The organism is Stenotrophomonas sp. EMP41 (assembly GCF_047495535.1).
GTDB lineage: Bacteria > Pseudomonadota > Gammaproteobacteria > Xanthomonadales > Xanthomonadaceae > Stenotrophomonas > Stenotrophomonas sepilia.
The window spans coordinates 525,234-537,841 of sequence record NZ_CP179923.1 but is presented as its reverse complement, the minus strand read 5'-3'; the positions used below and the strand labels follow the sequence as shown (position 1 = coordinate 537,841).

11 protein-coding genes are annotated in these 12,608 nt (G+C 67.2%); 5 read left to right on the top strand and 6 right to left on the bottom strand.

Annotation, left to right across the window (positions count from 1 at the left end; translation table 11 throughout):
* Nucleotides 1-22: 22 nt before the first annotated feature.
* The 3 genes from ACMGRF_RS02420 to ACMGRF_RS02410 form a co-directional block, all read right to left on the bottom strand.
* Nucleotides 23-829: a pseudouridine synthase gene (locus ACMGRF_RS02420; protein ID WP_049438379.1), complete on the bottom strand. Its 807-nt coding sequence runs from the start codon at nucleotides 827-829 to the stop codon at nucleotides 23-25.
* 20 nt (nucleotides 830-849) lie between these two features.
* Nucleotides 850-1,356, bottom strand: a complete 507-nt coding sequence (locus ACMGRF_RS02415) for a hypothetical protein (RefSeq protein WP_005408235.1) — start codon at nucleotides 1,354-1,356, stop codon at nucleotides 850-852.
* A gap of 219 nt (nucleotides 1,357-1,575) precedes the next feature.
* On the bottom strand, nucleotides 1,576-2,667 hold the full coding sequence (locus ACMGRF_RS02410) for an OmpA family protein (RefSeq protein WP_049416163.1): 1,092 nt from the start codon (nucleotides 2,665-2,667) through the stop codon (nucleotides 1,576-1,578).
* Nucleotides 2,668-3,024: 357 nt separating this feature from the next.
* On the opposite strand from ACMGRF_RS02410, the gene ACMGRF_RS02405 reads away from it, so the two are divergent.
* From ACMGRF_RS02405 to ACMGRF_RS02385, 5 genes are all read left to right on the top strand, one after another.
* On the top strand, nucleotides 3,025-4,044 hold the full coding sequence (locus ACMGRF_RS02405) for a zinc-binding alcohol dehydrogenase family protein (RefSeq protein ID WP_263468000.1): 1,020 nt from the start codon (nucleotides 3,025-3,027) through the stop codon (nucleotides 4,042-4,044).
* A 191-nt stretch (nucleotides 4,045-4,235) separates the two neighbouring features.
* Complete coding sequence (locus ACMGRF_RS02400; protein ID WP_414485607.1) at nucleotides 4,236-4,868, top strand: YczE/YyaS/YitT family protein; 633 nt, start codon at nucleotides 4,236-4,238, stop codon at nucleotides 4,866-4,868.
* 134 nt (nucleotides 4,869-5,002) lie between these two features.
* Nucleotides 5,003-7,033: an FAD-dependent oxidoreductase gene (locus ACMGRF_RS02395; RefSeq protein ID WP_414485606.1), complete on the top strand. Its 2,031-nt coding sequence runs from the start codon at nucleotides 5,003-5,005 to the stop codon at nucleotides 7,031-7,033.
* A 297-nt stretch (nucleotides 7,034-7,330) separates the two neighbouring features.
* Nucleotides 7,331-7,789 (top strand): cell wall hydrolase, encoded by a 459-nt coding sequence (locus ACMGRF_RS02390; protein WP_004154513.1) that lies wholly within the window; start codon nucleotides 7,331-7,333, stop codon nucleotides 7,787-7,789.
* Between the two features lie 84 nt (nucleotides 7,790-7,873).
* Nucleotides 7,874-8,485: a glutathione S-transferase N-terminal domain-containing protein gene (locus ACMGRF_RS02385; protein ID WP_049416149.1), complete on the top strand. Its 612-nt coding sequence runs from the start codon at nucleotides 7,874-7,876 to the stop codon at nucleotides 8,483-8,485.
* A gap of 68 nt (nucleotides 8,486-8,553) precedes the next feature.
* Here ACMGRF_RS02385 and ACMGRF_RS02380 read toward each other — a convergent pair whose 3' ends face one another.
* From ACMGRF_RS02380 to prpE, 3 genes are all read right to left on the bottom strand, one after another.
* Nucleotides 8,554-9,609: a suppressor of fused domain protein gene (locus ACMGRF_RS02380; protein WP_180880058.1), complete on the bottom strand. Its 1,056-nt coding sequence runs from the start codon at nucleotides 9,607-9,609 to the stop codon at nucleotides 8,554-8,556.
* Nucleotides 9,610-9,655: 46 nt separating this feature from the next.
* On the bottom strand, nucleotides 9,656-10,159 hold the full coding sequence (locus ACMGRF_RS02375; protein WP_005415431.1) for a hypothetical protein: 504 nt from the start codon (nucleotides 10,157-10,159) through the stop codon (nucleotides 9,656-9,658).
* 217 nt (nucleotides 10,160-10,376) lie between these two features.
* Nucleotides 10,377-12,257 carry a propionate--CoA ligase gene (gene prpE / locus ACMGRF_RS02370; RefSeq protein WP_049416143.1) on the bottom strand — a complete coding sequence of 627 codons (1,881 nt, stop codon included), beginning with the start codon at nucleotides 12,255-12,257 and terminating at the stop codon, nucleotides 10,377-10,379.
* Nucleotides 12,258-12,608: the final 351 nt, after the last annotated feature.

Genomic DNA, 12,608 nt, shown 5'->3' with positions numbered 1-12,608 from the left:
AACTGCCGGCCACGGGCGATGATCAGCCCGGTGCAGCGGCCCCCAGCCGCTGCTGGTCGCTGACCTGCAGAACCCGCCACTGGCCCTTGCCGAGATCGCCGAGCAGCAGCCCACCGATCGCGACCCGGACCAGGCGCAGCACCTGCAGGTCGAAGGCCGCCAACAGGCGGCGGATATGGCGGTTGCGGCCCTCGTCGAGGACCACCTCCAGCCATGCGGTCTTGTCGCCACTGCGCAGTACGCGCACGGCACGGGCGGCGAGGAAATCCCCCTCATCCTCCACCCCGGTCTGCAGTGCCGCCAGGGTGGCGTCATCGGGCAGACGATCCACCTGCACGTGATAGGTCTTCTGCGGGCCGGTCTCCGGATCGGTCAGGTGTGCCGCCCACTGCGGATCATTGCTGAACAACAGCAAGCCTTCGCTGGCCTTGTCCAGGCGCCCGACCGGCGCGATCCACGGCAGGCCGGCACCGTCGAAGCAGCGATACACGGTGTCGCGACCACGCTCGTCCTGCGCCGTGGTCACCACCCCGCGCGGCTTGTTGAGCATCAGGTACAGGCGCTGCGGCGCATCCATCGGCCGGCCATCGACTTCGATCGGTGGCACAGGCTGTCCAATCGGGAATTCGGGATCACGGACGATGCGGCCGGACACGCGCACGCGGCCCTCGGCAATCCAGCGCGCGGCCTCGCTGCGCGAGCACACACCCGCCTTGGACAGCACCCGCGCCAGGCCATGGCGCACGCCACTGGAGACATTCGGAGTCGCACGCCCACGCGATGCGCGGGAGCGGGCGGCGGGGGCGGCAGGTGGGCGGCGCGTGCGCAAGCCTCTGCTCCCCGCGGCGCTTACTTCTTGTCGACCGGCTTGGTCTCAGCCGGTGCTTCGGCCGGGGCCGGAGTGGCGGCCGGAGCCGGACGCGCCTTGACCACGCGAACGCCGCGCGCCTTCATCCAGGCGTCGAACTCTTCGGCGGTCATGCGCTTGCCGTTCTGGCTCATGTCGAAGCGCCAGGGCGTGTTGTCGAATTCGGTCTGCGGCTTGTAGGCCGCCGGATCGTTCGGCTTCACCGCCGGTGCGCTCGGAATGGCCTTGGCGATGTTCTGGCAGCCGTCGATGCGCAGGCGCTGCAGCACCTGGTCCAGCGACTGCGACGGATCGTAGTTGCTGCTCAGCACACCGGCCGGCATGCCCAGCTGGTTGCCACGGATGTACAGCTCGTCGGCCACTGGCGCGATGGTCGTGGCCGGCAACGGCAGCGGCGAGGCGCTGGTGTTGACCGAGCAATCGACCGCAGCGTGGGCGGCGGGAACCAGGGCCAGCGCCAGGACGGCGGCCGATGCAGAGCGCAGCATGAGGGGCATCCACGGAAGGAAGTGACGCGGCGAGTTTAGCAATGCCGCGCCAGCTTTCAAGCGCCACTTTCAATGAATACGACAACTTATTGGTTTTACGGATAAAAAGACCGACGAACGGTTTCCTTGCCGGGTCACAGGCGAGCTTCCTGGCCGCAGAAACAACAAGACCCGGCCGAAGCCGGGTCCTGCTGTGTCCTACGGGCAGAGCGTCAGAACTTAGTTCTGGACGTTCAGCTCGGTACGACGGTTCTTGGCGCGACCTTCCGGGTTGTCCGAACCATCCGGGTTGGTGTTCGGAGCAATCGGACGGCTCTCGCCGTAGCCGATCGGGCCGACCAGGCGACCGGCGTCAACGCCGTTCTTGGTCAGGTAGTTGTACACGGCGGTAGCACGACGCTCCGACAGCTTCTGGTTGTAAGCGTCGGTACCCTTCGAGTCGGTGTGACCGGCAACTTCAACGCGCAGATCCGGGTAACGCTTCAGGATCTCGGTGGCTTCGCTCAGGATCGCCACGGCGTCCGGACGCAGGTTCGACTTGTCGAAGTCGAAGTTGACGCCCTTCAGGTCGATGGAGACCGGAACCGGGCAACCGTCCGGACCGATGGTCTGACCCGGCTGCGAGTTCGGGCACTTGTCGTCGCAGTTGTTGACGCCGTCACCGTCGTCGTCCAGGTCGGCGCAGCTCGGGGCAACCGGAGCCGGAGCCGGAGCAGCCGCGACCGGAGCCGGGCCCAGCGGGATCACGACGCCGACCGAAGCCAGCACGTCGCCGAACCAGCTCTCGTCACGTGCGGCGATGCTCTGGTCGTCGAAGTCAGCGCGGTAGGCCACTTCGGCGCGGACAGCAACACGCTTCTCGAAGGTGGTCTGCAGGCCGACGCCCAGCTTGGCGGCAACATTGCCGTCCTTACGCTGGCGCGGGCCGTTGTTGTCGAGCGCAGCGTACTCTTCTTCCGACTTCTGGTAGCCCAGGCCACCGACGATGTACGGGTTCCAGCCGCGGCCTTCCTTGATGAAGTGGCGACGCAGGTCCAGCGAGACGCCGTACTGCGACCAGTTCAGGTCCTGGTTGCTGTCGAAGTTCGGGTTCTGGTAGTTCAGCTCACCGTCCAGCGACCAGTTCGGGCTGATGAACTTACCCAGGCCCAGGGTCACGAACGGAGCGTCATTGGTCAGACGGTCGCTGTCCTGGAAGTTGAAGCCGGCCGAACCGGTCAGGTACCAGCGGTCATCGAACTCCTGCGCCGAAGCTGCCTGGGCGAAAGCCAGGCCGCCCAGCAGCGCGGCAGTAAGGATCTTCTTGTTCATTGAGTACAGCTCCTATTTCGGGGGTATGAAACCGGTAGAGGCATGGGCCAGCACTAGTGCGTCGATGTTCGACAGCCGATTCAGCACGCCACCGCCGCGAACATTATGCTCAGGCGGGTGAAGGCCATGTTAACAGTCCCGTAACATGTGAAGTGTTGCGCCCGACCGTCCACCGGTCCGACGTTGAAACCCTATACAGGATGATGAAAATCCGCAAGACCCACACGCTGCAAGGGTTTGATGGAGTTTAGGGGCGAGAAGCGACATATTGCGCAACGTGCTGCATCACACAGTTCAGCGCGTTTGCGGAAACGTGAGGAACCTTATGATGGGATCACGAACCCAGCCGGAGCCGTGATGAAAGCCGTCGCCCTGAGTCGTGAATACGCGCCCGCCCTGCGTGATGTCCTGCTGCCGCCGCCGCTGCCTCCTCGCGGCCGCGATCTGCTGGTGCGGATCGAAGCGGTATCGGTCAACCCCGTCGATGGCAAGCAGCGCGCCGCCACCGATCCGGCCACCCTTGAGGTGCCCCGGGTGCTCGGCTGGGACGCAGCCGGCGTGGTCGAAGCCATCGGTGACGAGGCCAGCCTGTTCGCCTCCGGTGACGAGGTCTACTTCGCCGGTGACGTTACCCGACCGGGCTGCAACGCCCAGTACCAGTGGGTTGATGAGCGCCTGGTCGCCCGCAAGCCGACCACGCTCGATTTCGCTGAAGCGGCCGCGCTGCCGCTGACCACCCTCACAGCCTGGGAACTGCTGTTCCAGCGCATGCCGCTGCAGCTCGATGGCCGCCGCCACGTGGGCCAGCACCTGCTGGTGATCGGCGGCGCCGGCGGCGTCGGCTCGATGGCGATCCAGCTCGCACGCCATGCCGGTTTCGAGGTGATCGCCACCGCCTCGCGCGAGGCCTCGATCGACTGGTGCCGACAGATGGGGGCCACGCATGTGATCGACCATCGGCAGCCACTGCAGCCCCAGGTGCAGGCGCTGGGCATCGATGCGGTGCAGGTCGCGCTCAATCTGGCCGACACCGACCACTACTGGGATGAACTGGGCCAGCTGCTGGCACCGCAGGGCCACGTCGGCCTGATCGTCGAGCCGCGGGGTGCGCTGCGCATCGGCGATCCCTACAAGGCCAAATGTATCGGCATCCACTGGGAGTTCATGTTCGCGCGTTCGCGCTTCGCCACCGCCGACTGCATCGAACAGCACCGCATCCTCAGCCGTGCGGCCAGCATGATCGATGCCGGCCAGTTGCGTGGCACGCTCAAGGAAACGCTGGGCACGATCAATGCGGCCAACCTGGACATCGCGCAGCAGCGCCTGGCCGGCGGGCGCACGGTAGGCAAGCTGGCGCTGGTCGGCTGGGACGACTGACGGGGTGATGTAGAGCCGAGCCCACGCTCGGCTGCTGTGCCTGCCGCCACCGGCAGAACACGGGCTCGGCCCTGCACAACCGCCCGCATGCGGGATCGACGCTGCCTGTAGCGCCGAATTGGCCGGCATCTGTATCTATGGATGATGCAGAAACAGCGATACGGTGGAAACAGCCCCCCCCCCGGACCGCCATGCCCACCGCCCTGCCCTTGCGCCTGCTGCAATTGATCACCGGCCTGTTCCTGTACGGCTTCGGCGCCTCGCTGATGATCCGCGCCGCCATCGGCGTGGCACCCTGGGATGTGCTGTCGCAGGGCATCGCTGCGCAGACGCCGCTGTCATTCGGCCTGGCAACCAATGCCATCGGTGCATTGGTGCTCCTGCTGTGGTGGCCGCTGCGCCAGAAGCCGGGCGTCGGCACCGTGCTCAACGTGATGCTGATCGGTCCCTCTGCGCAGTTCGGGCTGTGGCTGCTGCCGCCGGCCGTCGGCCTTGGCTGGCAGCTGGCGATGTTCTGCGCGGGCATGCTGCTGGTGGCCCTGGCCACCGGCCTGTACATCGGCGCCCGCCTCGGCCCGGGTCCACGCGATGGCCTGATGACCGGCCTGCATGCCCGCACCGGCTGGCCGATCTGGAAGGTGCGCAGTTTGATCGAAGGCAGCGTCCTGCTGCTGGGCTGGTGGCTGGGCGGCAATGTCGGCCCCGGCACCCTCGCCTTCGCCCTGCTGATCGGTCCGCTGTGCGGAATGACGCTGGGCTGGTTCGGGATCGGTCGGCCCGCTCCGGTTGTGCCGGCCGCTGGCCGGCAACCGCAATCGCCCTGAGTTGACCGGAATGCCGGCCAGCGGCCGGCACTACCAAACCGCCAGACAGCGGCCGGCCCTCGCAAAGAAGCGGCCCTTGCCCCGGCCGCCGTTTCGCGGCACGCTTCGCGCTTCCGTACGCAAGCGTATCGACCATGTCGCCAGCCAACGAAAGCGCCTATCCCCACCTGTTCGCCCCGCTGGACCTGGGCTTCACCCAGCTTCGCAACCGCGTATTGATGGGCTCGATGCACACCGGCCTGGAAGATCGCGCCCGCGACTTCCCGCGGCTGGCGGCCTACTTCGCCGAGCGCGCCGAGGGCGGCGTCGGCCTGATCGTCACCGGCGGCTTCGCGCCCAATGTGGTCGGTTGGCTGAAGCCATTCGGCGGCAAGCTGTCCTGGCCCTGGGAAGTGCGCCCGCACCGCCAGCTCACCGCCGCCGCGCACCAGCACGGCGCGAAGATCTGCCTGCAGCTGCTGCATGCCGGCCGCTATGCCTACCACCCGCTGTCGGTGGCACCGTCGAAGCTGAAGGCACCGATCAACCCGTTCACCCCGCGCGCATTGTCGGCCAGCGGCGTAGAGCGCCATATCGCCGACTATGCTCGCAGCGCCAAGCTGGCCCGCGAGGCCGGCTACGACGGCGTGGAAGTGATGGGCTCGGAGGGCTACCTCATCAACGAGTTCATCGCTCCGCGCACCAACAAGCGCACCGATGCCTGGGGTGGCGACGCGCGCCAGCGCATGCGCTTCGCTGTGGAGATCGTGCGCCGCATCCGCGAGGCCTGCGGCCCGGACTTCATCATCATCTACCGCCTGTCACTGGTGGATCTGGTCGACGACGGCAGCGACTGGGACGAGATCGTTCAACAGGCGCAGGCGATCGAGGCGGCTGGCGCAACGATCATCAATTCCGGCATCGGCTGGCACGAAGCGCGCGTTCCGACCATCGCCACCTCGGTGCCGCGCGCGGCCTTTGCAGGTGTCACCGCCAAGCTCAAGCCGCATGTGAAGGTTCCGCTGGTGGCGACCAACCGCATCAACATGCCCGACGTTGCCGAACGCATCCTGGCCGGTGGCGGCGCCGACATGGTGTCGCTGGCACGCCCGCTGCTGGCCGACCCGCAGTGGCCGAACAAGGCCCGTGCCGGCCGCGCGGAGGCGATCAACACCTGCATCGCCTGCAACCAGGCCTGCCTGGACCATGTGTTCGAGAACAAGCTGGCCAGCTGCCTGGTCAATCCGCGCGCCGCCCACGAGACCGAGCTGGTCTATCGTCCCACCGCTGCGCCGAAGAAGGTTGCGGTGGTCGGTGCCGGCCCCGCCGGCCTGGCCTGTGCCACAGTCGCTGCCCAGCGTGGCCACCAGGTCACCCTGTTCGATGCCAATGATGAGATCGGCGGCCAGTTCAACGTGGCCAAGCGCATCCCCGGCAAGGAAGAGTTCCACGAGACCCTGCGCTACTTCCGCCACGCGCTGCAGGAGACCGGCGTACAGCTGTGCCTGGGTACCCGCGCCGACGCTTCCCAACTGACTGGCTTCGACGAGGTGGTGCTGGCCACCGGCATCACCCCGCGCAAGGTCGATTTCCCCGGTGCCGATCACGCCAAGGTGGTGAGCTATCTGGACGTGCTGCTGGGACGGGTCGAAGTGGGCACCAATGCAGCGATCATCGGCGCCGGCGGCATCGGCTTCGATGTCGGCGAATTCCTCAGCCACGCCGGTGAATCCCCCTCGCTGGATCCGCAGCGCTGGATGGCCGAATGGGGCGTGGACGCCAGCTTCGAGGCACGCGGCTCGCTGGGCCGGCCCGAGGTCGAGCCGTCACCGCGGCGCCTGTGGCTGCTGCAGCGCAGCCCGGGCAAGCCGGGCGCGCGGCTGGGCAAGACCACCGGCTGGATCCATCGCGCCACGCTGAAGGCCAAGGGCGTGCGCATGCTCGGTGGCGTCGAGTACCTCGGGGTGGACGACGAGGGCCTGCGCATCCGCGTGGACGGCAGCGAACAGCTGCTGCCGGTCGACCATGTGGTGATCTGCGCCGGGCAGGAACCGAACCGCACGCTGCAGGCCGAACTGCAGGCGGCCGGCATCAACGCGCAGCTGATCGGTGGTGCCGACGTGGCCGCCGAACTGGATGCGAAACGCGCCATCGACCAGGGCAGCCGGGTCGCCGCCGCGCTCTGATGAGCGCCTGAATGGGGGACGGAATGTGATTTCCGTCACCCCGGTCGAACCTGAATGTCAAGCCGAGCGGTTCACGATGCGTTCGGCTATGCCCCCCTACCTTGCGCCATCTTTCCGCTCACCAGCCAGTTTCCGGTGAGCCGGCGCAGTCCCCCACGATCGGTACTGATCGTTTCTTTTGGGGCTGCCCACGGGGCGGCCCCGATGGCCGCCTCCCCATGACGCCAAGTCGTACCCGCCTCCTGTCGCCCCGCGGCCGGAACCGGAGGGTGCGGCCCATACGGAGCAAGGAGTTATATGAAACTGGCCTGGATTCTCTGGTTGTCGCAGTTGTTGCCTCAGCCGGCCGCTGATTCACTGTGTCTGAGCACCACCGTGTACCTGGAAGCCCGCGACCAGACCCTGCGCGGCCAGCAGGCTGTTGCCGAGGTCGCCCTGCGCCGTCTCGACAGTGGCCTGTGGGGCGACTCGATGTGCCAGGTGGTCACCGCGCGCAAGCAGTTCGCACCGACCATCGTCTCCCCCGGCACCCAGCTGGGCAATGACGCGGCGTGGAGCGAAGCGATGAACGTGGCCTTCGACGCCGAGCGCAACTGGGCGCTGCCGGCCGGCGAACGCCGCGAGATCGTGCCCGGTGCCAGCCACTTCGCCGCGCTGTCCATCGCCAGCCCGAACTGGCGCAACGCCTACCAGGTGGCGACCATCGGCGATCACACCTTCTACAAGGTGCAGAACCTCAAGCCGCGGCAGTCGTAACGATCCGTGCTGGCGGCAGCGTTGCCGGCCGCCGCCGGGCTCTGGGATAGTGGGCGTTTCCCGCCCGCATCACCTGGAGTTCCCATGAAGCTGTACAGCAAGCCCGGTGCCTGTTCCACCGCCGACCACATCGCCCTGCAGTGGACCGGCCAGCCGTTCGAGGTTGAACTGCTGAACAAGGACACCCTGAAGGGGCCGGAATTCCTCAAGATCAATCCGGCCGGTGCCGTTCCCGCGCTGGTCGACGGCGACTTCGTGCTGCTGCAGAACGCCGCGATCATGGGCTACATCGCCGACAGCTTCCCGCAGGCCGGCCTCGGCGGTGATGGCAGTCCGCGCCAGCGCGCCGAAGCCACCCGCTGGCTGGCCTTCGTCAATTCCGACGTGCACCCGGCCTTCTCGCCGCTGTTCGCGCCGGGCAAGTTCATCGCCGACGAGAGCCAGTACGACGCGATCCGCGCCGCCGCGCACAAGCGCCTGCGTGGCCTGTTCGAGACCGCCGACAGGCAGCTGGCCGACAAGCCATGGCTGGCCGGCTTCCGCAGCTTCGCCGACCCGTACTTCTACATCACCCTGCGCTGGGCCGCCGGTGCCAAGGTTGATCTGTCCGGCCTGGACAACCTGGCCGCCTACAAGGCACGCATGGACGCCGATGCCGGCGTGCAGGCCGCGCTGAAGGCCGAAGGCCTGGCCTGAGGATGACCCCGGGGTCAGAGCCGTTCGCGTGGCGAACGGATCTGACCCCATCCGTTGCATTCTCACACTCAGCCGATCTGGCGGATCACTTCGCCCTTGGCATCGCGCAGACAGGTCGGCACCACGTCGATGCGCAGCGCCTCCGTCAACGGGTAGATGCCACGTTCGGCACGCACGCCGGCCAGGGCCCGCAGCCCCGCCTCGTCCAGCGCCCAGCGCGCGCTGTCCGCCGACAGTTCGCCCACGTCGCCATGCCCGGCTGGAATGAACGCCCATTGCCGCTCGCGACTGACCAGTTCCAGCGACTTTCCGTGGCACAGGCGCAGCGGCAGCAGTTCGCACACGCTGGCGACCTGGCCCGCGCCGAGCACCAGCGTAGTGACGCCGGCCTCCTGCCGCCAGTCCAACGTCTCGATGAACAGCATGCCGGTGCTGGAGCCCTCGCGCTCGCTGCCGGCCCTCACCCGTGCGGCCAATGCCGGATCTTCCAGCAGGTTGCGGCGATGCAGGTCGCTGATCCACAGCGGCATCGCTGGCTGCAGTGCCTGCAGCACGCCACGCGTCGACCAGCGCTTGACCGCCTCCATCTCCTCATCGGTCAGCCCGACCAGCTGCAGGAACTGCAGGTGGCCATTGGCGGTGTCGCGTGCCGGCAACTGCGGGTCGGCGATGAACGCCAGGTGGCACAGCCGCGTGTCGGTCTCCAGTGCGATCGGGCCGTTGGCATTGAGGTGGTGGCCATCCTCGAATGCATTCCCACTGCCGAACACATAGCGCGCCAGGTTCTGCAACAGGTTCATCGGCCACACCGGCGGCGTGCTGCCGGCATTCTCACCGGCTTCGGCAGCGAGGCGGAAGGTCAGCTCGAAACCATAACCGCTGGCATCTGCATCACTGCTCTCCTTGGCATACAGCTCGGAGAAACCGTAGGTGATGTAGTGCCAATGCGGAACCGGCGCATCCGCCCAGTACACGCTGATGCCATCCAGCGGGTCCTGGCCGCCGAGCGTGTAGGGAAGCGCGGTGCCGTAGTGTCGCGGCTCCTGCCCGGCATACAGCGGCGCCAGCGCCGCATTGATCGCGTCCCAGCCGGGGGTGTCGGTGTCATCGTGGTCGTCCTGCACGCGGGACTCCTTGTGGGGAAGTGAACCGATCACTTTACGCGGTGGCTCAGGCCTGCACGACCTCTTTGCCAGCGTTCACTACGGCGGACTGGGTTTCCTGCCACCAGCGCTGCGCCAGCGCCGGGCTGCGCGCCTTGCCCACCGCCGCCAGCAGTTCCGGGCACAGGCGTTCCAGCGCCAGCGCATCGGTGCAGCGTTCGATCTTCAACTGCATGAAGTAGCCCTTCAGCCCCAGGTGGCGCCGCACCGCCTCGCTCATCGCGTCGTACAACTGCTGGTACAGCGCCGGGTCCTGTTCGCGGCCGGTGCTGATGCCACGCGCCGGAGCGGCCTCCACGCTCCCGCCAATCACCTCGATCAGTCCCTGTGCGGCCAGCTGCTCCAGTGCATCCGGAGGTGCGCGCAGGCCATCGAACAGGCCGCGCAGTTCGGTGTCATCGCGATGGCCATCGACCATCAGCAGGATTGAACGCAGTGCCGCCGGCAGGCGCCGGCCACGGTCTTCGATTTCCTGACGGCCAGCAGCCGTCTTGGCGTGCAGCAATGCCATTGCCTCCCCCCTCCCTTGATGCACCATGCCAGCGTGCCGTGTGCGGGCACGCCCCCCTGATTGCCATCCCCGGGCGGCGCGCGCATTCCCCGGCGCGCACCGCGTGTTGCAGGTCGATGACAGGCCGAGCTTAGCGCAAGTGCCGCGGGCAGTGCCGGCCGCTGGCCGGCGATCCCGGGATTGATGGCAATGCCGGCCAGCGGCCGGCACTACCCGGTCAGCGGCCCAGCGCCCGGCGGATCTCCTCCAGCGCGCCAGGGTCGTCCAGCGTCGACAGGTCGCCCGGGTCGCGCTGCTCGGCCAACGCCTGCAACGAGCGCCGCAGCAGCTTGCCCGAACGGGTCTTGGGCAGCGCGTTGACCACGTGCACGTGCGCCGGGCGCGCCACCGCACCGAGCGAGGTGGTCACCGTCGCCATCATCTCGGCCACCACCGGCGCCGGATCCTCGCCCTCAAGCCCCTGCTTGAGGGTGACGAACACCAGCGGCACCTGCCCCTTCAGCTCGTCCTTGACCCCGATCACGGCAGCCTCGGCCACGCGCGGATGGCTGGAGATGGCCTCCTCGATCTCGCGCGTGCCCAGGCGGTGCCCGGCCACGTTGATCACATCGTCGGTACGGCCGAGGATGAAGGTGTAGCCATCGTCATCGCGGATCGCCCAGTCCAGCGAGCTGTACAGCAGTTCCTTGAAGTGGCTGAAGTAGCTCTGCAGGAAACGGCTGTCGTCGTTCCACACCGTGCTCATGCAACCCGGCGGCAAGGGCGGCGACACCACCAGCACGCCCTTCTGCCCCGGTGCCACCTCCTCTCCGGTGTTCTCGTCGATCACCTTCATCCGATAGCCGAGATTGGGGAAGCCCGGTGAACCGAAGCGCACCGGCTTCATCTCCAGGCCCGGCAGCAGGGTCAGTGCCGGCCAGCCGGTTTCGGTCTGCCAGTAGTTGTCGATGATCGGCTTGCCCAGCGCTTCGCTGATCCAGTGCGCGGTGGGTTCGTCCAGCGGCTCGCCGGCCAGGAACAGGTACTTCAGGGCGCGCAGGTCGTGGCGATGGATGAAGTCCGCGTCGTGCTTCTTCAGCACGCGGATGGCGGTGGGTGAGGAGAACATGGTGCGAACGTTGTACTGCTCGCACAGCGCCCACCAGATGCCCGGGTCCGGATTCGTCGGCAACCCTTCGTACAGCAGCGACGTGCAGCCGCCGATCAAGGGCCCGTACACATTGTAGGAATGGCCTACCGCCCAGCCGACATCGGAGGTGGAGAACATCACCTGCCCCGGCTTGCAGTCGAACACGGTCTCCATCGACTGCGCCATCGCCACCGCGTAGCCACCCACGTCGCGCTGCACGCCCTTCGGCTTGCCGGTGGTGCCGGAGGTATACAGCAGATAGCTCGGCTCGCTCGCTTCCAGCCACTGCACCGGCACATCGACTTCACCAACCTGTGCGCGCAGCGCGGCGTACTCCACGTCGCGACCCGGCACGCGCGGTTCGGCGGCATCCAGCCCACGCGAGACGATCAGCACGTGTGGCGGAGGCGACGCCGCTTCGGCGCAGGCGGCGTCGACCATCGGCTTGTACGGAATCAGCTTGCCACCGCGCATGCCGGCATCGGCGGCGATCAGCAGCCTGGGTTTGGCGTCGTCGATGCGCAGGGCCAGGTTGTGCGCGGCGAAGCCACCGAACACCACCGAATGCACCGCGCCGATGCGCGCGCAGGCCAGCATCGCGAACACGGCTTCGGCCATGTTCGGCATGTAGATCACCACGCGGTCACCGTGGCCGACGCCGAGATGCTTGAGCACGGCGGCGAAGTCGTTCACTTCGCGATACAGCTGGCGATAGGTGATCTCGCGGGTGCTGTGGGTTTCGGTGGAAATGGCGACCAGCGCGAGCTGGTCGGCGCGCTCGGCCAGGTGGCGGTCGACGGCGTTGTAGCAGAGATTGGTTTCGCCGCCAACGAACCAGCGCCGGAACGGCGGGTTGCTGTAGTCGAGCACCTGCTGCGGCGGTTTGTGCCAATGGATGCGCTTGGCTTCCTCGCCCCAGAAGGCCTCCGGCTCGTCGATCGAGCGACGGTAGGTTTCCTCGTAGTTCATGACGCAGCCCTCCCAGACAAAGTCATGGGTTCGAGGATAGTCCGGCGCTGGCGCGCGGGCCGCCCTACCTTGGTAGGGGGTGGGTTTTTCATGCAGGGCTGCGCCCTGCACCTGCACCTGCAGAGGCCGAAGCCGAAGCCGAAGCAACAGCAGAAGCTGGCCTACTTGGGGATGGCGGGGTGGGTCCGGTGGCGGGAGACGCCGTAAACCCGTCCGTGGGGGCTTGGCCGCGGCATCCATGCCGCGGACACTCCCGCCACCGGACCCACCCCGCCTTCGACAGATTCCGCGATCTGTCGGAACACGGGGTCGGATCCCAGATTCAGTATTCAATTCGATATCTGACAGAAA

Excerpts from the sequence above, each read along its gene's own strand:
- ACMGRF_RS02385 (WP_049416149.1), top strand. The coding sequence starts at position 7,874 with ATGAAGCTGTACAGCAAGCCCGGTGCCTGTTCCACCGCCGACCACATC.
- ACMGRF_RS02415 (WP_005408235.1), bottom strand. The coding sequence starts at position 1,356 with ATGCTGCGCTCTGCATCGGCCGCCGTCCTGGCGCTGGCCCTGGTTCCC.
- ACMGRF_RS02395 (WP_414485606.1), top strand. The coding sequence starts at position 5,003 with ATGTCGCCAGCCAACGAAAGCGCCTATCCCCACCTGTTCGCCCCGCTG.
- ACMGRF_RS02400 (WP_414485607.1), top strand. The coding sequence starts at position 4,236 with ATGCCCACCGCCCTGCCCTTGCGCCTGCTGCAATTGATCACCGGCCTG.
- ACMGRF_RS02390 (WP_004154513.1), top strand. The coding sequence starts at position 7,331 with ATGAAACTGGCCTGGATTCTCTGGTTGTCGCAGTTGTTGCCTCAGCCG.
- ACMGRF_RS02375 (WP_005415431.1), bottom strand. The coding sequence starts at position 10,159 with ATGGCATTGCTGCACGCCAAGACGGCTGCTGGCCGTCAGGAAATCGAA.
- ACMGRF_RS02405 (WP_263468000.1), top strand. The coding sequence starts at position 3,025 with ATGAAAGCCGTCGCCCTGAGTCGTGAATACGCGCCCGCCCTGCGTGAT.
- prpE (WP_049416143.1), bottom strand. The coding sequence starts at position 12,257 with ATGAACTACGAGGAAACCTACCGTCGCTCGATCGACGAGCCGGAGGCC.
- ACMGRF_RS02410 (WP_049416163.1), bottom strand. The coding sequence starts at position 2,667 with ATGAACAAGAAGATCCTTACTGCCGCGCTGCTGGGCGGCCTGGCTTTC.